Below are 23,467 nucleotides of genomic sequence, written 5' to 3' on the forward strand. Positions count from 1 at the left end.
TTTTTATTGGAAGTTTGAATTAGTGAGTTACAATAAGAGAAGTTCCTCTTATTGTATAGTTAATTTTAGATAGTTCTCCATTTAGCTGGACCAGTAGTGTGAATAGAATTACCTTCAGTGTCAACAGCGACAGTAACAGGCATGTCTTTTACGTCAAACTCGTAAATAGCTTCCATACCAAGCTCTTCAAATGCTAATACTTTTGCATCTTTGATTGATTGTGAAATTAAATATGCTGCTCCACCAGTTGCAATTAGGTACATTGATTTATACTCTTTGATTAAATCAATTGTTGGTTGCTTTCTCTCAGCCTTACCAATCATACCCATAATACCAATCTCCATCATATCTTTTGTAAATTTATCCATTCTTGTAGATGTTGTTGGTCCTGCTGGTCCTACTTTCTCATCTCTTACTGGATCAACTGGTCCAACATAATAGATAAATCTATCTTTTAGTTCAACTCCATTTGGCAATGGTTTATTAGCATTTTTATATTCAACTATTTTTTTATGGGCTGCATCTCTTGCAGTTAAGATTTTTCCACTTAATAATAGAGTATCTCCTGATTTAAACTCTTGAAGTTTCTCTTTTGTTAAATCCTCTATATTTACTCTTTTAATTGTATCCATAGGTAGTTCAATATCTGGCCACAAATCTAAATCTGGTTTATTAAATTTAGCTGCTCCATTCCCATCTAATTCAAAGTGGATATGTCTTGTTGCAGCACAGTTTGGAATCATTGCAACTGGCAATGATGCTGCATGACATGGGTAATCTAAAATTTTAACATCAAGTACAGTTGTAATACCACCAAGTCCTTGTGCTCCAATACCTATTTTATTAATATCTTCATATAGTTTAAGTCTTAACTCTTCAAGAGCATTTTGTGCACCTCTCTCTTTTAGTTCATGAATATCAACATGACCCATCAAAGACTCTTTTGCCATAAGCATTGCTTTTTCTGGATTTCCACCAATACCAATTCCTAAGATTCCTGGAGGACACCATCCTGCTCCCATATTTCTTACATTTTCCATAACCCAATCATAAATAGAGTCAGATGGATTTAACACTGCAAATTTAGATTTATTTTCACTTCCTCCACCTTTTGCTGCTACTGTAAACTCTATTTTATCTGAGTTATCAATACTATAGTGAATTACTGCTGGTGTATTATTTTTTGTATTTTTTCTTTCACCTGCTGGATCACTTACTATTGAGTATCTTAAGGTATTATCTGGATGTGTATATCCTTGAGCAACACCTGCGTTTATAATATCTTCTAATTCATTTGTTATATCAAGCTCGGCTTTTGTTCCTATTTTTACAAATACATTTACACTCCCTGTATCTTGACACAATGGTCTATGTCCCATTGCACACATTTTTGAGTTTATTAATATTTGTCCTATTGCATTTTTTGCAGCTTCACTCTTCTCTTTCTCATATGCTTCTACCATCCCTTTTACAAAATCCTCTGGGTGGTAGTACGAAATATATTGTACTGCATCTGCTATACTCTGTTTTATATCGTTTTCTGTTATTCTAGCCATTAAAAATACCTTTTGTGAAATTTAAATTATTATATCAAATCTTAAGTAATTAAAGTTTAAAAAAGTCACTTTTAGTTCATTTTGATATGGTAATGGGAAGTATTTATTCAAATCTATTTTAATTGTTAGTAAAAGGTTTTTTTATACTAGATTTTAATAAATATATTTACAATTAGTTACAAACTTTTAGTTTGATTGTAGCTAATGCACCTATGTATGGTTTACCTTTATAATCATACTCTGCATTTTCAATAGTAATAGTTCCTCTCATATGTTTTACTATTATCTCTTCACTCATATAAAGTCCAATACCAGTACCTTGTGACTGATGTTTTGTTGTGAAGTATGGTTCAAAAATATTATCTAAAATCTCCTCTTTAATTCCACCTGCATTATCTTTTATTGTAATAATTAATTCATCATTAATCTCTTTTGTATTAATAAAGATATATCTTTTCTCTTCAGGTTCAAGTTTTAGTAGTTCATCCCTTGAGTTATTTAGTATATTTATTAAAACTTGTACTAATTCAGTTTGAATTCCATAAATTTTACTTTCACCAATCTCTTCAATAATATTTATATCATGGTTTTTAAATTGAACATTAACTAAGTTAAAGCAGTTTTCAAAAGCATCTTTTATGGTAAACTCTTTTTTAACTTTATTTGAATTAAAGAAGTTTCTAAAATCATCAATTGTTTTTGAAAGATACTGAGTAGTATCATTTACTTTATCCATCCCTTCATAAAAATCTTCATCACTTAGAGTATCAAGCTCTTTTTTAAGCTTTAGACCAGTTGCAATTGTAGATATTAAAGAGAGTGGTTGTCTCCATTGATGGGCAATATTTCCTATCATTGTACCAATTGCAGCCATTTTTGACTGTTGGGCTAAGATATTTTGTTGTTTAGTAATCTCTTGTAGATTTGACTCTATTTGTTTTCTATAGTTCTTAAACTTTCTCTCAAGGAAATTTGACATATATAAAGAAACAAAAAGAAGAACAAAGGTTAGAAAAATTGTTAAAACAATCAGTTTTTTTAGATTTTCTTTTAGTCTTTTACTAATAATTTTCTCTTCTAAACTTATAATTTTATGTATCTCATCCTCATAAAAACCTTTTCCAATAAACCAATCCAATCTTGAGTTATAGATAATATAACTTGTTTTGTTTGTAGCCATATTTGTTCCTGGTTTTTTATCTTGTAAATATGTTACAAAAGTCTCTTTTTTCTCTTTTGTCTCTTTTATTATTTTTGAAATGGTATTTGGATTTGTATATTTTTGATTTGGGTTATTCATTGATTCATGATTATCAATAGTTTTACCCTTTGCGTCAAAAATGAAATAATAGTCACTAATAATTTCAGAAGAGTTTAGGTATTTGATTTTAGAAGCAATATCCTCTTTTATATCATTTTCAAAATCATCAATATACTCTCCTGTTCCAATGAACCAATCAAGAGGTTTAAAATATTTACTATAACTTATTTTTTTATACTCTTTAGATTTGTCTCCTGGCTTATAAAAATAGTAAGTGAAATAAACATTATCTTTTCTCTCTTTGAGTTTTTTCATAATCTCATTTGTTACTGCAATTCCATTTTTATCTTTGTAGTTAAGTAAAATTTTTCCCTCTTTTGATGAATCAATAGGAAGAAGTATACATTTACCTTGAAATGAGTGAATAAAGAAGTATCCTCGATTTTTGTTAAATCTTATATCTCTTAGGGCATCTTTGATTATTTTTGTAACAGCCTCTTTCCCTAAATGTTTGTTATTATTGTAAATATTTAAAGCAATTGTATAGGCCTCATTTACTCTATTTTTTAGGGCCTCTTTTAGTTTTTCTTCAATTTGGTTAGCTTCATTGTCAATGTATCTATTAAGTCTTATAACTTCACTTTTAACAATTTTTTTATTACTTTCAATTAGCTGTTGTTTTGTAATATTTTTCTCTTTTTCATATACACTATTATTACTTTTAAAGAGAATAAAAGACATTAATATAGATAGAAATATAATAAAAAAAGGTGGGGTGTATTTTATTATTAAAAGAATAATTCTTTCGTTCTTATCGTTCATTAAAGTCCTTCGAATAATTATTATATTATATTTAATCTTTATTTCAATTTGTTTTTTATAAAAATATTTAAGTTTTCATAAAAATTATTTGTTACTTTATTCATTGCTTTAACAAAACCTAAAGAGTCATTACTTGGTGCTTTTTCATAATATGCAAAATTTTTATAGTATGTTTTATCATTTTTATTATCAATTAAATAGATACGAATTGAAAATTTTGCAAAAGAGTCATCTTCTTTAAACTCTTGAGAAAAATCTACAAGTTCACTAACTAAACTGTAATCGCTATCAACTTTTAAATTTGAAGTAGTAATATATTTATATGAGTTAGTCAATGAAAGATAATTTGCAACTTGTTTTTGAAGTAGTTTAGAGGGTTTGTCAAGCCATTTACTAAGTGCATATTTATTAAATTCTAAACCATTTTGAACATATAAAATATCTCTACTATTTAAACTCTCTATGGTTTTTGGTTCATATATATTTATACTTTTATCAATATAAACATCATCATTGTTTATCTTATTTTCAATTGATAAATTATATGTGGTAAAAGATGGTAACTCTTTAGTAATTGAGATACATCCACTAAACAGAGCTGCTACTAAAATAGCAATTAGACTATTTCTCATTTTTTTCTCCTGGCCCATAATTTATCTCTCTTGTCTTAAATATCATATCTCCACCACCATTATTGAAGTTTTCAACGGTGGTATCAATCTTATCAAGGGTTGTTTCAAGTTTGTCTATTATTACATCGATATTTTTAGAAGATTTTGTTGTATCTTTTAAATTCTCTATTAAATCTTTTACATCCTTGTTTATTAACTCTTTAATATCTAAGCTCACACTATTAAAGTTTTTTGATAACTCATTAATATTTTTTGCACTTGCTGAAATATCATTTTCAATAACTTTATCTAAGTCATTAAGAGTTTTTGTAAAAGATTTGTCAATTAGCGTTTGCATTTTTATTAAAACTCTATTTAGGTTTTCTGAAGAGAGATTACTATTTTTTAATAACTCTTCTATATTAGTTAAATTCTTTTCATTAAGTAAAAACTCAAATCTATTTAAAACTCTCTCAATATTTTGTGTAATATTATCTGCACTGCTTGTTAACTTGTCAAAAAAAGATTTACTAAGAGGAATAACAGCAAAATCTTTGCCATTTTCTGGAAGTAGAAGTTCTGAACTTTGCATTCCTCCGTTTACTTCAAGAAGTTTATTCCCTGTAACTCCTTGAGACTCTATTGTTACAAAAGTATCAATTTTTATAAGCTCAGGTTTAGTAATTTCCAAAAGAATCTCTATCTCTTCCAAATTCTCAGAATTTATTCTAATATCTTTTATTATTCCAATATCCAAACCCTTGTATTCAACAATAGAATTTTTGTTTAGTCCTGCAACAGAGGTTTTAGTATAGACTCTATACTCTTTTGCATGGTTGTCTTTCATATCATATCTTGCAAGCCACAGAATAAAAAGAACCATTGCAACAGCAAAGAGTAAAACAAAAAGTCCAACAGTTGTATATTTTGCTTTATTTTCCAAAATTTTTCCTTCTAAAGTTTTAAAAATCTATTAATAACCGCATCATTTGCATTAATTGCATCCTCATAGGTTCCAACTATTGCAAGTTTTGAGTCTGAAAGTATCAAAAATCTATCCAAAACATTTTTTATTGTATTTAATTCATGGGTTATTATTACAACAGTTAAGCCTAACAGCTCCCTTAATTCAGAGATTAGTGTATCAAAAGCTTTTGCACTAAGGGGATCTAGCCCTGAAGTTGGTTCATCCAAAAATAGTATTTTAGGATCAAGGGCCAAGGCTCTTGCAAGGGCAACTCTTTTTTTCATACCTCCACTTAACTCTTCAGGATAAAGTAAACCAACACTTGCATCAAGACCAACCATCTTTAGTCTTGTGTAAGCTATATCATCTATTAACTCTTGTGGTAGTTTAGTATTCTCTTTTAACATAATTCCAATATTTTCAATAACATTTAAAGAAGAGAATAGGGCACCAAATTGAAAAAGAATTCCCCAATCTTTTTTCATCTGTTCTCTTTCTTTCATACTTAATTTATTAATATCTTTATCAAATACTTCTATTTTCCCTTTTTGTATCTCATCAAGCATAATAATTTGTCTAAGAAGTACACTTTTACCGCTTCCACTCCCTCCAAGAATTCCAAAAATCTCTCCCTCTTTTACCTCAAAAGAGATATTATTGTGTACAATTTTCTCTTCAAAAGCAGTTGATAAATTTTTAACTTTTATCATCTAAAATCCTAACTGAATAGACAAAAGTGAGATAATTGCATTAACCACAATCAACCAAAATATAGAGTCAACAACAGCTTTTGTTGTATATTTTCCAATATCAGTTCCACTTTTTACTTGAAGTCCTCTATAACAACCAATAACAGCAATTAAAAGACCAAACAATGGGGCTTTTAGAATACCCAAAAGAATATGTCTAATCTCTACATATTCATAAATTCTGTCAACAAATTGGCTATACGAAATTCCTAAATGATATTTTACAATAATCATCTCTCCTACAAGTGAAGCCATATCTGCAAAAAAAACTATAAGTGGAAGAATAATTATTAAAGCAATAACCCTTGGAATAATAAGAAAAATATCAATATCAAAGCCCATTGTTCTCATGGCACTTATCTCTTCTGTTATTCTCATTGTTCCAATTTGTGCTGTATAAGAAGAGGCACTACGACCAGCAATTATAACAGCAGCTATAAAAGGAGCAATCTCTCTAAACATAGACATTGTTGACATCTCAATAACAATAATTGCTGCACCAAATTTATTTAACTGGTCTGAACCTTGATAAGCAGTTACAAATCCAACTAAAAAAAGTGCCAAAGCAATAATAGGTAAAATTGGAATGGCAGCAATCTCTATCTGATTTATAATTGCTTTAAATCTAATTTTTTTAGGATGTGAGATTAAATAAAAGAGATAAACACTTAGTTTTCCAACAAAATATAAAAAACCTTTAAAACTATCATAAGAGTCATAAATCTCTTTGCCAACTTTTTCAAAAAAATTCTCTTTTGTATCTTTATCTTTCTCTTTATGTACATAGTTTGTTTTATAAAGTTCTAGCATTTTATTATGAATTGAGCTAATATTTATTATCTCAACTGTAGTGCTATTTTTTTCAAAAAGTTTAATATATCTAATAATAAGGACAATTCCAGAAGAGTCAATATCTTCAAGGTTTTTAAAATCCAAAGTAAGAGTTTTTGAGTTAAGATTTTTTTTGTAAAACTCTTTTAACTCTTTTATCTTTGGTTCTAAGTTAAAATATTTCCATTGCCCTTCAATTTTAAAAATATTCATTATGTTTAGACCTAAAAAGAGTCTACTATCTCTTTTACAATTTTTGATAATTTTTCAATTGAAGCAATCTCAACCTTTTCTCTATTTGAGTGAGGATTAAAAATATTTGGTCCAATTGAAGCTAGTTTCATATGAGGAAATTTTTTCTTAAAAATTGCACATTCAAGTCCCGCATGAATTGCTTCTAAAGAAGCATCTTCATCATATTTTTTATAGATATCTAAAACTCTATTTGTAAACTCATTAATATCTGGTCTCCAAGCAGAATATTTACCATTTGTGGTAACATCAAAACCAAAAGATTTTAAAAGAACAGTAGTCTCTTTTTTGAGTTTTTTAAGCTCATCATTATCCATTGATCTTGCGCTTAATTCAACCTCAATTGCATCAATCTTTGTTGTGATTTTTGCAAGATTTATTGAGTTTAGAACAACTCCTAGTTTTTCATCATAGGCTCTAACTCCATTTGCAAATGTATAAATAAAAGTGGCAATATTTCTATCCCATACATTTAAGTGTTCACTCTTAGTGGCAATTTTTCTTATACGTATGTTATCGTGAGGAATCTCCTTTGGTTTATGCTTACAGGCGATTATCGCTTTAACATTAACAGGAATAGAGTTAATTCTCTCTCCCCCATTTATATCAAGTAAAAGAGCATTGTTTTCAACAATTAGTTCCCCAATAAGTTTGATTCCATTTGGAACATTTTTATGAATATCAACACCACTATGACCCCCTGGAAGATTTGAAATTTCAACTTCATATAGTTTATAATTTTCCTCATTTTCTATAATACTTTTAAAACTACTTTTACCAAATATATCAACTCCTCCAGCACAACCTATGCAGATTTCACCCTCTTGTTCACTATCAATATTTAGCATATAATCTGCGTTTAGTTGATGCTCTAAATTATTTGCTCCAATAAGACCTATCTCTTCATCTGAAGTAAATAAAAATTCGCAATCGTATCCTTGTGTCATTAGCCAAAGCATATAAGAACATCCAATGCCATTATCAGCACCAAGAGTTGACTCTTTTGCCTTTAAAAATCCATCTTCTTCAATAATAGTAGGGATACAATTCTCTTTTAGACAAACAATATCATAATGGTTTTGTATTGATAGTTTAGCCTTAGAATTGCTTTTTTTACATAAAATATTGTGATAATTATCCACATAACAGTCATAATCATTTTTTGAAGCAAAATCTTTTATATAGTTTATAAATGGCTCATATGTACCACTGCATCTAGGAATAGCTGTAATCTCTTTGAAAATCTCTATAACACTTATCAACTTTATACCTTTTTGAAAAATTATAACTAATTTTTATTAAAATTATATTCTATAATGATACTCTTTTAAGCTCCACTTTAACTCTTTTTTATAATATTATTATCAAAAAATAGGGGAAATTAAATGATTTTAGATTATGAAGAAGTTAATGATTTAACCAGATATAAACTTATGTCAGATACTGTTGTTCCACGACCAATTGCTTGGATAGTAACAGAAGATGAAGGAGTTATAAATGCTGCTCCTTTTTCTTATTTTGTTCCTTTGTCTTCAAATCCAGCTGTTGTAATTGTATCAATAGGTAAAAAAGAGGATGGAGGTCCAAAAGATACCCTTTTTAATATTTTAAAACATAAAAAAGCAACTATATGTTTTGTAAATAAAGATAACTGTGAAGATGCAAAAAACTGTGCAATGCCTTTAGAAAAAGATGAGAGTGAAATTGAAAAATATAGTATAAAAACAAAAAAAGTGTTAGAGGATTATCCTGCTATGATTAGTTCTTCTCAAAGTGCACTTTTTTGTCAGTTTTATTCACAAGTTGATATTCCAGGGAAAACTACTCCAATTATTTTGGAGATAAAAAAACAGTATATTGAAGATAATAGGTTGGATGAAAAATCACATGTTTATGTTGATAATTTAGGAAGAAATGGAGCTTATTTTAAAGCAATGGTTGATCTATAAGAGGGGGGAGTTTAAAAACTCTCCCACTCATCTTCGTCCTCTTTTTTAGCTTTAATTACAGTATCTTTTTTAACAGTTGGTTTTTGAACAACATTTTTTTCTACTACTTTCTCTTTTTTAGGAGCTGGTGTTGTATTTTGTTTAACAGAATTTTTTCCATCAAAGTTGTTTTTATCAACATTATTTACAACATCTAAAGCAATACTGTTTGTCTCTTTTGCAATACCATTTGTTTTATCTGCAATTGCAGCATTTTCTTGGGTAAATCTATCAAGTTGATTCATTGCATCAGCTATTTGAGTCATTCCTATTGTTTGCTCTTTTGCCGCATTTGAAACATCATCAATCAAGTTATTTGTAAACTCAATTCTCTCTTCAAGTTGAGAGAAACCTTCTATCATTTTTGCACTGATATTTTTACCGTTACTTGCTTTTTGTGTAGCACTTTCAACTAACTCTTTTATCTCTTTAGCTGCTTCTGCACTTCTACTTGCTAGATTTCTAACCTCTTGGGCAACAACTGCAAAACCTTTTCCTGCTTCCCCTGCAGTTGCCGCTTCAACAGCTGCATTTAATGAAAGAATATTTGTTTGGAAAGCGATTTGGTCAATTACCGAGATTGCTTCATTAATATTTAATACAGTTTCATTTATCTCATCCATTGCACTAACTGTACCATTTGCAAGTTTTTTACCTTCAGCTGCAGAATTTTTTGTTTGACTTGAGACATTTAACATCTCTTGAGCTTTTTCACTTGTGTGTTTAATATTTCCAGTTATTTCATCAATTGAAGCAGCTGTCTCTTCAAGTGAAGCCGCTTGTTCAGTTGCATTTTTACTTAGAGTATGTACACTTCTTGTTAATTCATCAGAACTTCCTTTTAGTGAAAAACCATCTCTTTGATTATCTTGTAACATTTCAGTCATCATTTTATTTAAGTTCATTAACTCTTTTCCAATGATTCCAGATCTACTCTCATCTAGTTTAACTGTAAAATCTCTTTCTGAGTATTTTTCTAGAGTTTGACTTAATATATTTATATTAGTACCAACTAATTTTTCAAGATTTTCAAGCATATTGTTAAATAGATTTTTCAGTTCATTTAATGTATCTGTTTGGCTATTTTTTGAGATTTTTTTATCTAAATATCCCTCTCCAACTCTATTAACAATCTCTTTTACATTTTCAATTAGAATATTGTCTTCATTAATTGATTTTTTAATTTTATCTATATTTGTATTGATTCTGTTTGCCATTTGTCCAAATTCATCATCTGAATCAAGAGTGATTGGATTTGTATTATCTGATTCTTTATTTAAGTAATCAAAAAAAGAGTTAAGACCATTTGTTATTTTATCAAGGTTTATTTTTAATTGTCTTACACTTAGATATATAATGAAACCAATAATTATAAAAGCAATTATAGAAGCAATAATTGAAAAATTTCTAATATGGTTTGCATTTCCCATATACTCATTTACAGGAGCGGTTACTACAACTCCCCAATTTACATCAGCAGATTTAATATTAAAAGGTTTTGAATAATAAGTAGCTTCTAATCCGGTACTATTTGAAATTTTTGAGTAAGAATATGGTTTGTTTTCTTTCATTTTATCGATTACTGTCACATAACTTTTACTATTATTTGTTCTTTCTAAAATAGTTTTCCCAATATAACTATTATCAGGGTGCCCTAAAACTATTCCATAATGATCTAAAATGAAAAAATATCCACTCTCATATAAATCTGCATCTTTTGTCATCTCTACAAAGCTCTTCAATTCAAGTTCAGCTCCCATTACACCTACATACTCTCCATTTTTATAAAGAGGTGCTGCAACAGTAAGCATAAGAGTATCAACTCCATCAATTTTGTATACATAAGGCTTTGTTATAAAGAGTTTTCCTGCCTCTTTGGGACCTTTTATCCAAATATTTTCTTCATTATATTCTGAACCTAATTGAACAATTATTTTACTCTTTGAACGGGTAACATAAGGATTAAATTCTCCTTTTTCTGTATACCAATTTTTATGAATCTGCTTTCCATCCTCTTTTATATTGAAGAGAACATCAGGTTCTTTTGTTGACCACCAAAGTCCAAGTATTTGATCATTGTTTTTTAAAACAGAAGTTAACATTGCAATTGTCTCTTCATCATTTAGCTTTTTATTGTAATTAATTGCTTCTTGAAATTCTGAAACAAGAGTTTTTACAACAGATATAGATGAATCAATATTACCCTTGATACGGTTAGCATACTTATCTGCCTTCTCTTTTATATAAGTATTTGCATCCTCTCCTGCCGCTTCATAAGAATATTTTGCAACAAAAAACATAGTTGTTGCAAATACAACAATTGTCACACCTAACACTTTGATTAGAAGTTTATTACCAAAACTAATACTTTTCATTTTTTTTCCTTGATTAATTATCAATTTTATTTTAGCGAAATTTTTGTTATTAAGGAACTAATTTAGTATTATTAATTGCTTTATTTCATAAAATCTTTATATTTTCTTTATAAAACTTTTATTTTATTTATGAATTTTTGATTCTCTTTTTACATTATCTAAAATATAATAGTAGTAAAATAGAAAGAAGGTATTAAAAATGGCTGTTTCAAATATTGTAATGTGTTTGGTCTTGTCACTTTTGACACTATTGATGTTTATTAAATTATTAAAAGTTTAAAATGAAATTACTTTTTTCAAAATACAAAGAGCATAAATATATTGTTAATATTTTTGGTCTATTAATCTTTATTACACTTATAAGTCATCTTTTTAGAAATCATTTAGATGTTATTAATATTACTTTATTACATATTATTCCTGTAATAATTGTTGCAATCAATGGAAAATTAAGATCAACTTTATTGATCGCTTTTATCTGTGTAATTCTTTTAAATTTTCTTCATATCCCACCACTATATAGTTTTTCAGTACACAATGATTATCATATTTTAAGTTTTATATTTTTTGGGGTAATAGGTGGAATTATAACTTATCAGGCAAAAAACTTAGACTCTCAAAAGAAACAAAATGAGATAAGAGAGAGTTTGCTTAATATTATCTCTCATGATTTAAAAACTCCACTATCAACAATACAAGGAAGTGTTAATTTAATGCTTTCAAATTCAAATTTGGATGAAAAGAGTAAATATAGCCTTCTTGAGGATATAAACTACTCTTCTCAAAGAATGAAAAGATTAATAACAAATATTTTAGATAGTACAAGATTATCAAATAAAAATATTGATATAAAACACCAATGGTGTGATTTTGAGGATATTTTAGGTGTTGCATTAGATGAGTTTTCACAAATGCAAAATGATGAAAAACTTATTATAAAGATTGATGAACTAAGCCTATTTTGGGGTGACAATACTCTACTAACACAACTATTTATAAATTTGCTAGACAATGCTTTTAAATACTCTAAAAAGGGCACTAAAATCTATTTTGAGATAACAAACTATAAAAAACATGTAAAGATTAAAATTTTTAATGAAAATGAGATTATTGATAAAGAGAAATTAAGAAGTATCTTTGATAAATTTTATAGAGCAGAAGATTCAAATGATATTTTAGGAAGTGGAATTGGTTTGTCAATATGTAAAAGTATTGTAAAACTACATAATGGAAAAATAGAAGCGATAGCAAAAAATAATGGTATATCAATTGAAGTTGATCTGCCAATAATAAAAAAAGTTAGAATATAATGAAACAATTAATACAGATTATTGAAGATGACATATCAGTAAGAAAACTTTTAGAGATAAGCTTTAAAGAGTACAACTTTAGTTATATCTCATGTGAAAATCGCAGAGTTGCAATGACAATGTTTTTAAGCCATCAACCAGATTTGATAGTATTGGATTTGGGGCTTCCTGATGGGGATGGAAAAGAGTTTATTAAAAGTATTAGAGAACTCTCTTTAGTGCCAATTATTGTCCTTACAGCAAGGGATGATGAGAGTGAAATAGTTGCTTCATTGGATGCTGGGGCTGATGATTATATGACTAAACCTTTTTTTGTAAATGAACTTCTTGCAAGAATTAGAGCAAATCTTAGAAGGCATAGTGATAAAGAGGCTCTAAAAGAGGTTTATGAAGTTGGTGAACTAAAGTTAGATATTAGTTCAAGGGATGTAATCTTAAAAGGTGAATTATTAAAATTAACTCCTATTGAGTATGACCTATTAAAATATTTTATTATAAATTCAAATAAAACCCTAACACATAAACAGATATTAGAAGAGGTTTGGGGAATTGGTTATCAAAATGAGATGCAATACTTACGAACGTATGTAAATACTTTAAGAAAAAAAATAGAAATTAATAGCACAAGACCGAAATTGATAAAGTCAGTTTCAGGCATAGGTTATAGGTTTTCAATTGATTAAGAGTTTTGATGGAATATAAGTATGTAAAATCGATTTTTATTGGCTATCTTTTGATGATTTTTTTAGGTGGAATTATTTTAGCTCTACCTATTTGTCATAAGGGTGACCTTTCCTTTATAGATTCAATTTTTACAGCTGCAAGTGCTGCTTGTGTTACTGGACTTAGCGTAACAAGTACCTCTGAAAACTTCACTTTGCTTGGAGATTTGATAATCTTAGCTCTTATTCAAATGGGTGGAATAGGGTATATGTCTTTGGTTGTAATCTTTTTTATATTTATAAAACATAGTCTAAATATTGATGAAAAAAGAGCTTTAAAACTATCCTTGGAGTTACCAAATCTACATGTAATATCATTTTTAAAGAAGATTCTTCTTTCCGTTCTTCTTTTTGAATTAATAGGCGCCATTGTTCTCTCTTTACAATTTTTTAAAAAGTACGATTTTCTTGATTCTCTATGGTATGGAGTTTTTCATAGTATAAGTGCTTTTAATAATGCTGGGTTTTCACTCTTTTCTGACAGTTTCAGTGGATTTCAAGATGATGCAATTATTCTTATTACAATTAGTTTTTTGGTAATTTTTGGAGGTCTTGGTTATTTTGTTTTAATTGAAATATATGAAAATAGAAGATTATCTAGAAGATATACAATTAATACAAAGTTGATGATTATAGGAACTCTTATATTAATAGTTGCAGGGATGATTCTTTTTTTATCAATTGAGTGGAACAATCCTAAAACTTTTGGTCCTCTAAGCATTTATGAAAAGATTTTAAACTCCTTTTTCCTTTCTATAAATTTTAGAACAAGTGGTTTTAACTCAATAGATATAGGTTCATTAAAAGAGTCTTCTCTGTTTTTTTCAACTCTGTTTATGATGACTGGTGCTGGACAAGGAAGTACAGCAGGAGGTATGAAAATTACTACTGTTGCAATATTAATTGTTACAGTTTTATATATTTTAAAAGAGAGTAATCAGCAACCAAGTATTTTTAAAAGAACTATTGAGCAAAAGGTTATAAATAGAGCTTTAGCTATTATTATATGTTCTTCCTTTTTTGTTCTTTTTGCAACTTTAATTCTTGTAGAGACTCAAAATTTACCCTTTTTAAAGATACTTTTTGAAGTAACTTCTGCTTTTGGTACAGTTGGTTTATCAACAGGGAATAATGGCATATTAAGCTTTTCCCAACAGTTTGATACATTTGGAAAGAGTGTAATAATTGTAATGATGTTAGCTGGAAGACTTGGAGTTTTTGGTTTTGGTCTTGTCCTTCTAGGCAAAGCAAAAACAAAACACTATAAATACCCTACAGAAAGGATAATCATATGAAAACTATTGCTGTTATAGGATTAGGAAAATTTGGATTTTATATAGCAAAGTCAATGTCAAAACTAAATGTAAAAGTTATTGCTGTTGACAATGATGAAAAAAAGGTTCAAGAGATAAGTGAATATGTTGATAACTCCTTTGTTATTGATAGTACGAGTAAACAAGCCTTGGAAGAGGTGGGAATATATAATCTTAACACAGTAATTGTAAGTATAGGTGAGAATATTGAAGCAAGTATTCTAACCGTAATGGCGCTAAAAGATCTGAATAATAAAAGAATTATTGCAAAAGCTATTACAAATACCCACGGGGAGATTCTTGCTAAAATCGGTGCATTTAAAGTTATCTATCCTGAAAAAATTGCAGGAAGGATGTTGGTTAAAAAATTTGTGGACGATATACCTATTGAGGAGATAGATATTAGTGATAGCATAAAAGGTGTTAAACTAGTTGTTGGGGATAATTTAGTTGGAAAAACAATTACAAGTATAGAAAAAGAGTATAACAACTTTAAAATTGTAGCTTATAAAAGTAGTGACAAGTGGTTCTTTTGCGTTGATTCAAACTACAAAGTAGAAAAAGATGATCAACTCATTTTACTTGGAGAGACAAAATATATAGATGGTTTTTATCAAGAGTTATAAGCAGCTTTTAAAAGCTACTTATTATTCAACTACTTGATATAGTTTACTACATTGTGAAAGATGAATATTATCTCCTGCCATATCTCTTTTAATATCTTCAAAAGAGTGGAAATGTGCATTATACACATAAATAAAGATCTCATCACCTTTTTGTAAATAGTTTTTTTTACCAAACTCTGTATATGCAGTTGCCCCTGCAGCTATTAATAATCCCTTGTGTTTGCTTATTGTCTCTAAATATTGAGGTAAGCCTTCAAGAGGTCCTAAATCAGGTTGATTATTAAACTGTTTTATCATCCACTCTTTTAATTGAGTAAAAAAGTATGAGTATGATTTTACAGCACTTATTGCTCCATAGTTTTTTAAAACTCCATCTCTTCTTACAAAAGAAGCAATATGATATTTGCCTAAAATTCCCTCCTCTTCAAAGTTGTCAATTTTAATAAACTCAGGAGCTATTCCTTTTGAAGCATCTCCCCAATTTTTTTTAGTGCTTAGTTTATTTCCATCTTGAACTCTATTTGAGCAATCATTGAAGGCTCCAAAATATTTTGGAATTAAATCAACCAATTTCCCATTTTTATATTTGAAATCACAAAGCAAAGCAACTTCTGCTTCAACTTGTAGTTTTTCAATATTATTATGATTGATACTATGAGTAGAGTAAGGAAAATTTCCTAAATGGGAACTATCTTTTGGAATATAAAAAGGAAAAAGTCCCTTTGGAGCATCTTTTTGTTCTGTTTTTATATCTTTAAACCCGTCTGCTTCACCTGCTTCACCTAAGTGATTTGCAAAGTTTCCTGCAACACCAAAACCTAAATAATCTTTTAAATCTTCAAGATTAATACTATATTTGTCCATTATAAATACCTTTATTTAATATTGACAATAAGTTTTTTATTTTGTGATTTGATTTAAAGTGAGAATATTTTAGAGAAGTTTATGAGTAGTTGTGTCTATTGTCTTTAAAATCTACTGGGATATAAACTCTTCTCACTATAGTTTTTGACGAGCATGGCAAGTGCGTTTTTCATCTTTCATCCTTTCTTATTATTTTGAAAGAGGAAGAATACTCCTCTTTCCTTAAAATTATTATTTAATTTTTATGCAAAGAATCTTTTTTCAGCTTCCTCTAATAGTTTGGTTCCTGAGAATTTTGCCCTTTGAACAAGTTCCCAAAAGTATCTATATGTAGCTCTGTCATGTAGCTCCCCATCATATTGAATAGGTCCCCACTGCTCATCTTGAGCTTTTATAAGAATATTTTGAGCAGCTTCAAGCTCTGTAAAATCTGGTTTCATAGCATCAACAATTGCTTGAACTTGTGTTGGGTAAATAGACCACATTCTCATAAACCCAAACTCACTTCTAGCACGTTCAGCATCTTTATATGTTTGGTATGGGTTTTTTAAATCAAGGGTTACATTGTGGCAAGGGATAACATGGTTTTGAATTGCTGCTTGACAAACCTTTGCTTTTGCTGCTGCAATTAGTCTATGTTCAAACTGCCCTGGACTTCTCATATTTATTGCAGGGATTGCCCCTTGGTACCCTGATACAAAATCCATTAGACCAAAATCAAGTACTTGAAGCCAAGGTAAAGTTGCTATTTGCTCCACATCTCTTAAAGCCCCGTGAGTCTCTATTAGAATATGAATTGGAATCTCTCTTTTTATTCCTGCCTCTTTTGCCACTTTTTGAATATACTCAATTTGCATCTTAGCATCCTCATAACAAGTTGATTTTGGCAAAGTTATATATGCTAACTTCTCGCCAGCTCCAGGAACAAGGATATCAACATCTTGTCTCCAATCTGGGTGAGAGTGGTCATGTATTCTAGTTCCAGCCATAGCGTATGGATTCTCATCAGAGTTTACAACTCTTACAATCATTTGTGCATGCTCTACCTCTTTTCCTGTTTCTGCTCCATCTTCACAATCACAAGTAATATCAAATACAGGTCCAAGCTTTTTTTGCATCTCAAAACCTTTTTTAATAAGTTTTTCACTTCCTGCAAAGTGCTCGCAAGCTGGAATAATTGGCAAAGATTTACCTGATTCAAATAGTGCTTCATTTGGGTGTGTCATAATAGTTTCTCCTTAAAAAATTGGTTCCCATTTTTTAAGGGAACCTTTACTTTGTTTTCTTCTTTTTAGCATAGAAAATAAATTTCTATTAAAAGAATCCTGTTGGTTAAACTCTCTTCGAGAAAATCCTAAAGAGAGCAACGAGTTGCTCTTAACTTATTTACCTGTTTTTTTCTTTGGTATGATTACAGTGTAATCCAAATCAAGTACCACATTTTTTAGGTACTTACCTTCTTCATCTTTTGGCTGTTCAATTTCACTTGAAGCTTGATTTTTAACTGCAATAGTTCTTAATCTTAAAAGCCCAATATCTTCTCTACTGTGCTCAAGTTTCTCTAAAATTTCTGTGTAAGCATAGATAGTATCTCCAGCATAGGTTGGATTACAGTGGGCTCCACTATTTATTGCATATACCCATTGGGCATTTTGTAAACCATTAAATGATATTGCCCTAGCAATTGAGATAATAATACCTCCATACATCAATCTTTGCCCCATAGGAGAGCTTTTCATCATATGGTCATTGAAGTGCACCTTTGCATTGTTTTGATAAAGCTTTGTTGCCAAAGTGTGGTCACTATTATCAATTGTAATACCCTCAGGGTGATTTAATCTCTCTCCTACCTCATAATCTTCAAAGAAAAACTTTCCACCAGTTGCATCTGTATTAACTTCATCTATTTTTGGAATATTAATCTTTTCTAAAATAGGAGTTGCCTCTTTAAAACTTGGTATTTCACTAATTTTACTTAAAGTTTGGGTATCTCTTTTATGAACCATAACCCATCTTTTGAAGTTTAATACCTCTTCATCTCTTTGATTTTTTCCTATAGAGTGCACATATACAACTCCACTTTTTCCATTTGAGTTCTCCTTTAATCCAATAACTGTTGAACTCATAGAGACTGTATCTCCAACATATACAGAAGTTGGAAAACGAATCTCCGCATAACCTAAATTTGCAATAGCATTTAAAGAGATATCTTGAACAGATTTTCCAAAGGTTAGATGAAACATCAAAATATCATCTATTGGTCTTTTCTCATATCCAAGCTCTTTTGCTACAATATCCGAAGAGTGTAGGGCAAACCTAGAACCAGTGAAAGCTATATATAGAGATACATCACCCTCACTAATTGTTCTAGGCAAGGGATGAACTATCTCTTGACCCATAAAAAAGTCTTCAAAAAAGTTACCCATATTTATTTTAGTACTAATTTTTGACAAATCTTGCTCCTTATTTTCCAAATAGATTTTGACCTAAAGATTTATATGTCTCATAAAGGGTAATCATTTTTTTAGCCCATCTAATCTTACACTTATCAATAAGCTTATCTTTAAATAGAATTACCTCTTTACCATCTTTCTCTGCCTCTTCATATTTGGCAATCATCTGCTCATACTCTTCAACCTCTTTTTGCTTTGGAGTGAAGATATCATTTATATACTCAACTTGTACAGGGTGGATTAAAGCCTTCCCATCAAATCCTATATCAAAAGCATCTTTTGTGGAGTCTTCACAAGCAAACTCATCATGCACATCATAGTGAGCACCATCAATTACAGTTTTCCCATAAGCTTTTGCTGATAGGGCAATTCTAGCTAGGTAATTAAACATAGCCTTAGAACCTCTTTTTATATCTATTTGAAGTCTATTTGCCAGCTTATTTGAACCAACAACTACAACTTCAAGTTTTGAACTAACTCTGCATATTTCAGGTGAGTTTAGAATAGCTAAAGGTGTCTCTATCATAACCATCATTGATAGTTCTGGATTTAGTTCCATCAAAGCTTCTTCTGCTTGTAACACTTGTTCTGGTGTTTCAATTTGTGCAAATAAAATTGCATCTATTTCAAGCTCTGAAGCTAGTTTCATATCTTTTTCAAACTCAGGTGTTCCTATAACATTAACTTTTAAAATTCTTTCACTTTCACCAAATTTAGAACCCTCTTTATCAAATATCTCTTTAATAGTATTTCTAGCAACCTCTTTTTGCTCTTGTAAGATTGCTTCCAAATCAAACACCACACAATCTGCTAAGATTGATTTTGCTTTTTGTAGATACTTTTTATTATATGCTGGAACAAAAAGCATAGATCTTCTTGCTTTATATTCTATTATCTCTTCACCACTTTGTTTTGCATGGTATTGTTCATGTAACTGTTTTACTAACTGTTTTCTTAGAACTTTTCCATTTTTTGTTCTTGGATAATCTTTTAAACCATAGATTATCTTTGGAGCTTTATATTTCGCAAGATTCTTTTGAGAGTAGGCTAAAACTTCCTCTTCTTGCTCTTTTGTTAGCTCACGATGCCCAATAACTGCTATTGCAACTAGAGTTTTCTCTTTTTCAATATCTAATCCAAAAGCAACACAATCAGCCACTAATTCGTGTGTTTTAACAACTCTTTCAATCTCATGTGGAGATACTCTAAATCCAAAGGTATTGATAATATCATCTTTTCTACCTATAAACCAGATATAGCCATCTTTGTCTTTTCTTGCATAATCTCCTGTAAAGAAGTATCCATCATGCTTTGCTTTTGTTGTTTCATCCTCTAAATGCCAATACTCTAAGAATAGTCCAGGATCATCAACTCCAATACAAATCATTCCTTCCTCTTCAAGACCAACTTCTTCTAAAGTTTCAGGATTTAGAAGTTTTACAGTGTGTCCTGGTTGTACAAAACCTGCACTTCCCGGTCTAATAGGATTATAAATAGAGTGAGAAATATAATAAGAACATTCACTCATACCAATGGCTTCATAAATATCTTGTTTGAATCTCTCCTGCCAAAGTTTAATCATCTCATCAGATAGGTGTTCACCTGCGCTCATGCAGTATCTTAAACTTGAACAATCCTCTATTGTAGAATCTGTTTTTTGAATAATCTGTCTATAAATAGTTGGAACACCAATAAAGATTGTACAATTATGCTTTTTGATTAAATCAATCCACGTTGATGCATCATTTGAACCCTCATAAGCTATTACAGTGTGCCCATTGTACAGTGGATCCATTAGAGCAGAACCCAATACATATGTCCAGTTAAACTTTCCAGAGTGCATAATTCTGTCATTCTCTTTAAAGTTAAACCAATACTCAGTTGCAGGGGTTCTTCCAATTAGTGACCTATGTGAGTGTAAAACTCCCTTTGGATATCCAGTTGTCCCAGAAGTATATACCAAATATGCAGGTTCACCAGCTTTTGAGTTGTAGTGATTTGGTGTTTTATCGGCTGTTTTTAATATCTCATTTAAAGAGTATACATTTATCCCTTTTGGTTTTTTAAGCTCCTCCACACTATTTATAGCTGCAACAATAATTGTTTTTAAGTTATCAATATTTTCTAAATATGGAACTAGGTTCTCATACATAGAAGCTGACAGTACAATTGCACTTGCTTGTGAATCTTCAGCAAGATATTTAACCTCTGAACCACTTAATAGTGTTGAAGTTGGAACTGCAATAATTCCAGCTTTAATACTTCCAAAAAAAGAGATAGGGTAAGCAAGTGAGTTTTTTAGACATACTAAAACTCTATCCCTTGGTCCAATTCCAATTGAAGTTAGGAAGTTACAAAGTTGATCTGATTTTTCAGATAACTCTTTATATGTAATCTCATCAGTACCAAGCTTATCATCTTCAATAATCATAGCTGTACTGTTCTCTTTTTTAGTTCCTAAATGTTTTGATGTACAAGCTACACCAATATTTAAAAATTCAGGTACTTCAATTTTTAGATTTGTACTCATCTTCAAACTCCCTAATTATATTTGACCATAAGGCCAGTTCTCTTTAAATGTATGCAGTGGCATTTTATTTAAAACTTTTACTGCAAACTCATAATCTTCTCTTTGTAAACTATTAAGGGCATTTGCTCTTAAAATATTTTGCAAAGATTTACCAAACATTGGTGGATCTAACATCTCCCCTTCATGTCTAATAGCTCCACTTAGAAGTGCATCTGCTTCTATTGCAGCTTTTAATATCTCTATATCTCTTTTTATTGCATTGGGACTTGGAGTAAAAGCAACCTTACAAATATTTATATGGTTTGGTGTAATTACTTGTTTTCCTGTTAATCCCATAGCTGTTTCTCTTTTTGCATGGGCATAAACATGTCTTGAAGCATCATCTCCATGTAAATCCAACCATCTTCTAATATCTTTTTTCTCTACACATGAATCTGGAAGTGAGTTTGGTGTAAGTAATACTTCAACCCCTCCAATTACACCTTTACCTTTAATTCTTGCTTCCATAGTAAGCATATTAAAGAAAGTCTCTAATTCATCAATCCAATTTTCAGGAGTGATTTTATATGCCATAGCTTTAGAAAAGTCATGGATACCAAATACCACATGTTGAACTGTAGAATGACTCATTAACTTATCTGCAATTTGTAGTGATTTTGGGTGTTCTATAATTGGCTGAATTTGAAGAGAACTTCCAATTGACATAAGCCAAGAAGATAAATCTCTAATCTCTGCATCCCCATAAACTTCCCCTGCTTTTGCTAAAACAATTGCATCAATATATTTATGAATCTGTTTTAGCATCTTTAAATCCTCTTCATACTCATGGGTTCTAAAAGGATTTATTCTAACTGCTATTTGAAAGTTTCTCTCAGGAAACTTTGGAAGCTCTTGGATAAGAAGCTCTCTACTCATAGCTTTTTGTCTACACCCATCTTCAAGGTCAAATAAAACTGTATGAGCTTTTGTTTTATATGCATGTTTTTGAAGCCTATATTTAGCTTGCTCCATAGTCTCGTATGTTCCATCAAGTGGATTAAATTTAATTGGTGGATAATATATTTGAATTCCTGGCCACTTACCACCAAGTACCGGAGTTAAATCGTCATTTGCTGTTAGTTTTGATAAATCTACAAAAGATGAATTCATAACTTTTTCCTCTTTTTATTTTTTATAAACATCTAAATATGTTCTTTCAACGAAGCAATTTATCCATATAAAAAATAATGCGAAATGGTAATTTTTAAATTAGTTTATATTTTAAGTTTGTTTTTATTAACACTGCAGATACCATAAAATAAGGATTGTACAATATGAGAATATGATAGTTTCATATTATGAGAAAAATCTCAAAAATAATCTTAATATGCAAAATAAAAATTTTTATATTTGTGCTTATTTTTTACTCACTTGATTTTTTTTGTAACATAAGTAGTTGTTTTTGTACTAATATTCTTTATTTAAAAGATGATAAGATAGGAAAAACAAGTAAAAAAGAGAAAAAATTGCAAAACCAAAATAAATCTTTTTCAAAGGGTCTTCAAGTTTTAAAAGAGATAATGCGATCTTCTAAGCCTTTAACAGCAAACTCTTTATGTCAAAAGCTTGATATTGATAAAAGTACAATGTCAAGGCTTATTACAACGTTGATGAGCGAAGGATTTATAGAGTATAAAGGAAGCAGTAAAGAGATTATTTTAAGTGATATTTTAAGAAATATTGTACATAAAGATGATAGACAAAGAGTAATTGAAAAGAGTAGGGCACTTCTTGATGAGATATTTTATTTAACAAATGAGGCCTCATATTTGGGAATACTTGATAACAATGCAACTTTGTATTTAAATCAAGTAGACAAATCAAATAGGGTAATAAAAACAATTGATTCTATTGGACTTCATTCCCCTTTACATTCAAATGCTTTTGGGAAAGTTCTTATAGCTTTTGGAAATGTTGATATAAACTCTTTAAAACTAACAAAATTTACTTCGAATACAATAACAACAGTTTCTAAACTTGAAAAAGAGATAGAAATTATTAAACAAAGAGGTTATGCAACAGGAAGTGAAGAGCATGAGTTTGGTTTAAAATCAGTGGCAGTTCCATATTTCAATAAAAAAGGTGAACTAATAGGAACTGTTGGTATCTCTGGGCTTTCTGTTAGACTTGAAGAGGAGAAGCTTCACAAATTTGGACAAGAGATTTTCAAACTTGTAAACGCAAATTTCTAAAGGTAG

At 29.8% G+C, this 23,467-nt stretch carries 19 protein-coding genes; 6 read left to right on the forward strand and 13 right to left on the reverse strand.

Features of this window, described 5'->3' with window-relative positions; genetic code table 11:
* Window positions 1-65: 65 nt before the first annotated feature.
* The 7 genes from AEBR_RS07055 to AEBR_RS07085 form a co-directional block, all read right to left on the reverse strand.
* Window positions 66-1,556: a fumarate hydratase gene (locus AEBR_RS07055; RefSeq protein WP_172658870.1), complete on the reverse strand. Its 1,491-nt coding sequence runs from the start codon at window positions 1,554-1,556 to the stop codon at window positions 66-68.
* Window positions 1,557-1,728: 172 nt separating this feature from the next.
* Entirely contained in the window at window positions 1,729-3,639 is a 1,911-nt protein-coding gene (locus tag AEBR_RS07060; RefSeq protein WP_172658871.1) for a sensor histidine kinase, read from the reverse strand.
* Between the two features lie 38 nt (window positions 3,640-3,677).
* On the reverse strand, window positions 3,678-4,271 hold the full coding sequence (locus AEBR_RS07065; RefSeq protein ID WP_164969508.1) for an ABC-type transport auxiliary lipoprotein family protein: 594 nt from the start codon (window positions 4,269-4,271) through the stop codon (window positions 3,678-3,680).
* Complete coding sequence (locus AEBR_RS07070; protein ID WP_129087802.1) at window positions 4,261-5,193, reverse strand: MlaD family protein; 933 nt, start codon at window positions 5,191-5,193, stop codon at window positions 4,261-4,263. The genes AEBR_RS07065 and AEBR_RS07070 overlap by 11 nt, the downstream gene beginning before the upstream one ends.
* Before the next feature lie 11 nt (window positions 5,194-5,204).
* Window positions 5,205-5,927, reverse strand: a complete 723-nt coding sequence (locus AEBR_RS07075; protein ID WP_129087801.1) for an ABC transporter ATP-binding protein — start codon at window positions 5,925-5,927, stop codon at window positions 5,205-5,207.
* Window positions 5,928-7,010, reverse strand: a complete 1,083-nt coding sequence (locus AEBR_RS07080; protein ID WP_129087800.1) for an ABC transporter permease — start codon at window positions 7,008-7,010, stop codon at window positions 5,928-5,930.
* Window positions 7,011-7,021: 11 nt separating this feature from the next.
* A complete protein-coding gene (locus AEBR_RS07085; protein ID WP_129087799.1) occupies window positions 7,022-8,311 on the reverse strand; it encodes a M20/M25/M40 family metallo-hydrolase in 1,290 nt (429 codons plus the stop codon).
* 123 nt (window positions 8,312-8,434) lie between these two features.
* On the opposite strand from AEBR_RS07085, the gene AEBR_RS07090 reads away from it, so the two are divergent.
* On the forward strand, window positions 8,435-8,998 hold the full coding sequence (locus AEBR_RS07090) for a flavin reductase family protein (protein ID WP_129087798.1): 564 nt from the start codon (window positions 8,435-8,437) through the stop codon (window positions 8,996-8,998).
* An 11-nt stretch (window positions 8,999-9,009) separates the two neighbouring features.
* On the opposite strand, the gene AEBR_RS07095 is transcribed toward AEBR_RS07090, so the two are convergent.
* Window positions 9,010-11,412, reverse strand: a complete 2,403-nt coding sequence (locus tag AEBR_RS07095) for a methyl-accepting chemotaxis protein (protein WP_172658872.1) — start codon at window positions 11,410-11,412, stop codon at window positions 9,010-9,012.
* Between the two features lie 281 nt (window positions 11,413-11,693).
* Here AEBR_RS07095 and AEBR_RS07100 point away from each other — a divergent pair, with 281 nt between their 5' ends.
* Genes AEBR_RS07100 through AEBR_RS07115 form a run of 4 tightly spaced genes read left to right on the forward strand, consistent with a single transcriptional unit; the run spans window position 11,694 to window position 15,383 of the window.
* Complete coding sequence (locus AEBR_RS07100) at window positions 11,694-12,722, forward strand: sensor histidine kinase (RefSeq protein ID WP_129087796.1); 1,029 nt, start codon at window positions 11,694-11,696, stop codon at window positions 12,720-12,722.
* On the forward strand, window positions 12,722-13,405 hold the full coding sequence (locus AEBR_RS07105; RefSeq protein WP_129087795.1) for a response regulator: 684 nt from the start codon (window positions 12,722-12,724) through the stop codon (window positions 13,403-13,405). Before AEBR_RS07100 ends, AEBR_RS07105 begins: the two co-directional genes overlap by 1 nt.
* Window positions 13,406-13,413: 8 nt before the next feature.
* A complete protein-coding gene (locus tag AEBR_RS07110) occupies window positions 13,414-14,739 on the forward strand; it encodes a TrkH family potassium uptake protein (protein ID WP_172658873.1) in 1,326 nt (441 codons plus the stop codon).
* Window positions 14,736-15,383 carry a potassium channel family protein gene (locus tag AEBR_RS07115; protein WP_128978498.1) on the forward strand — a complete coding sequence of 216 codons (648 nt, stop codon included), beginning with the start codon at window positions 14,736-14,738 and terminating at the stop codon, window positions 15,381-15,383. The genes AEBR_RS07110 and AEBR_RS07115 overlap by 4 nt, the downstream gene beginning before the upstream one ends.
* 21 nt (window positions 15,384-15,404) lie before the next feature.
* Here the strand turns inward: AEBR_RS07115 and AEBR_RS07120 are convergent, their stop codons facing one another.
* The 5 genes from AEBR_RS07120 to AEBR_RS07140 all read right to left on the reverse strand — a co-directional run bounded on the left by AEBR_RS07120 (window position 15,405) and on the right by AEBR_RS07140 (window position 22,379).
* Window positions 15,405-16,247 carry a DUF5718 family protein gene (locus AEBR_RS07120; RefSeq protein WP_228712193.1) on the reverse strand — a complete coding sequence of 281 codons (843 nt, stop codon included), beginning with the start codon at window positions 16,245-16,247 and terminating at the stop codon, window positions 15,405-15,407.
* A gap of 242 nt (window positions 16,248-16,489) precedes the next feature.
* On the reverse strand, window positions 16,490-17,473 hold the full coding sequence (locus tag AEBR_RS07125; protein WP_129087793.1) for an HpcH/HpaI aldolase/citrate lyase family protein: 984 nt from the start codon (window positions 17,471-17,473) through the stop codon (window positions 16,490-16,492).
* A 156-nt stretch (window positions 17,474-17,629) separates the two neighbouring features.
* Complete coding sequence (locus AEBR_RS07130) at window positions 17,630-18,700, reverse strand: MaoC family dehydratase (protein ID WP_228712192.1); 1,071 nt, start codon at window positions 18,698-18,700, stop codon at window positions 17,630-17,632.
* 10 nt (window positions 18,701-18,710) lie between these two features.
* Window positions 18,711-21,230, reverse strand: a complete 2,520-nt coding sequence (locus AEBR_RS07135; RefSeq protein WP_129087792.1) for an aldolase/citrate lyase family protein — start codon at window positions 21,228-21,230, stop codon at window positions 18,711-18,713.
* 15 nt (window positions 21,231-21,245) lie between these two features.
* A complete protein-coding gene (locus AEBR_RS07140; RefSeq protein ID WP_128978492.1) occupies window positions 21,246-22,379 on the reverse strand; it encodes an HpcH/HpaI aldolase/citrate lyase family protein in 1,134 nt (377 codons plus the stop codon).
* A gap of 356 nt (window positions 22,380-22,735) precedes the next feature.
* On the opposite strand from AEBR_RS07140, the gene AEBR_RS07145 reads away from it, so the two are divergent.
* Complete coding sequence (locus AEBR_RS07145; protein WP_164969507.1) at window positions 22,736-23,461, forward strand: IclR family transcriptional regulator; 726 nt, start codon at window positions 22,736-22,738, stop codon at window positions 23,459-23,461.
* The last annotated feature ends 6 nt before the right edge of the window (window positions 23,462-23,467 follow it).

Origin of the sequence: Halarcobacter ebronensis (assembly GCF_013201825.1) — a bacterium.
GTDB classification, from domain to species: Bacteria; Campylobacterota; Campylobacteria; order Campylobacterales; family Arcobacteraceae; genus Halarcobacter; species Halarcobacter ebronensis.

What these genes read in the sequence shown, in the direction of transcription:
- AEBR_RS07055 (WP_172658870.1), bottom strand. Translation starts at nt 1,556, where the DNA reads ATGGCTAGAATAACAGAAAACGATATAAAACAGAGTATAGCAGATGCA.
- AEBR_RS07060 (WP_172658871.1), bottom strand. Translation starts at nt 3,639, where the DNA reads ATGAACGATAAGAACGAAAGAATTATTCTTTTAATAATAAAATACACC.
- AEBR_RS07065 (WP_164969508.1), bottom strand. Translation starts at nt 4,271, where the DNA reads ATGAGAAATAGTCTAATTGCTATTTTAGTAGCAGCTCTGTTTAGTGGA.
- AEBR_RS07075 (WP_129087801.1), bottom strand. Translation starts at nt 5,927, where the DNA reads ATGATAAAAGTTAAAAATTTATCAACTGCTTTTGAAGAGAAAATTGTA.
- AEBR_RS07080 (WP_129087800.1), bottom strand. Translation starts at nt 7,010, where the DNA reads ATGAATATTTTTAAAATTGAAGGGCAATGGAAATATTTTAACTTAGAA.
- AEBR_RS07090 (WP_129087798.1), top strand. Translation starts at nt 8,435, where the DNA reads ATGATTTTAGATTATGAAGAAGTTAATGATTTAACCAGATATAAACTT.
- AEBR_RS07095 (WP_172658872.1), bottom strand. Translation starts at nt 11,412, where the DNA reads ATGAAAAGTATTAGTTTTGGTAATAAACTTCTAATCAAAGTGTTAGGT.
- AEBR_RS07100 (WP_129087796.1), top strand. Translation starts at nt 11,694, where the DNA reads ATGAAATTACTTTTTTCAAAATACAAAGAGCATAAATATATTGTTAAT.
- AEBR_RS07105 (WP_129087795.1), top strand. Translation starts at nt 12,722, where the DNA reads ATGAAACAATTAATACAGATTATTGAAGATGACATATCAGTAAGAAAA.
- AEBR_RS07110 (WP_172658873.1), top strand. Translation starts at nt 13,414, where the DNA reads ATGGAATATAAGTATGTAAAATCGATTTTTATTGGCTATCTTTTGATG.
- AEBR_RS07115 (WP_128978498.1), top strand. Translation starts at nt 14,736, where the DNA reads ATGAAAACTATTGCTGTTATAGGATTAGGAAAATTTGGATTTTATATA.
- AEBR_RS07120 (WP_228712193.1), bottom strand. Translation starts at nt 16,247, where the DNA reads ATGGACAAATATAGTATTAATCTTGAAGATTTAAAAGATTATTTAGGT.
- AEBR_RS07125 (WP_129087793.1), bottom strand. Translation starts at nt 17,473, where the DNA reads ATGACACACCCAAATGAAGCACTATTTGAATCAGGTAAATCTTTGCCA.
- AEBR_RS07135 (WP_129087792.1), bottom strand. Translation starts at nt 21,230, where the DNA reads ATGAGTACAAATCTAAAAATTGAAGTACCTGAATTTTTAAATATTGGT.
- AEBR_RS07140 (WP_128978492.1), bottom strand. Translation starts at nt 22,379, where the DNA reads ATGAATTCATCTTTTGTAGATTTATCAAAACTAACAGCAAATGACGAT.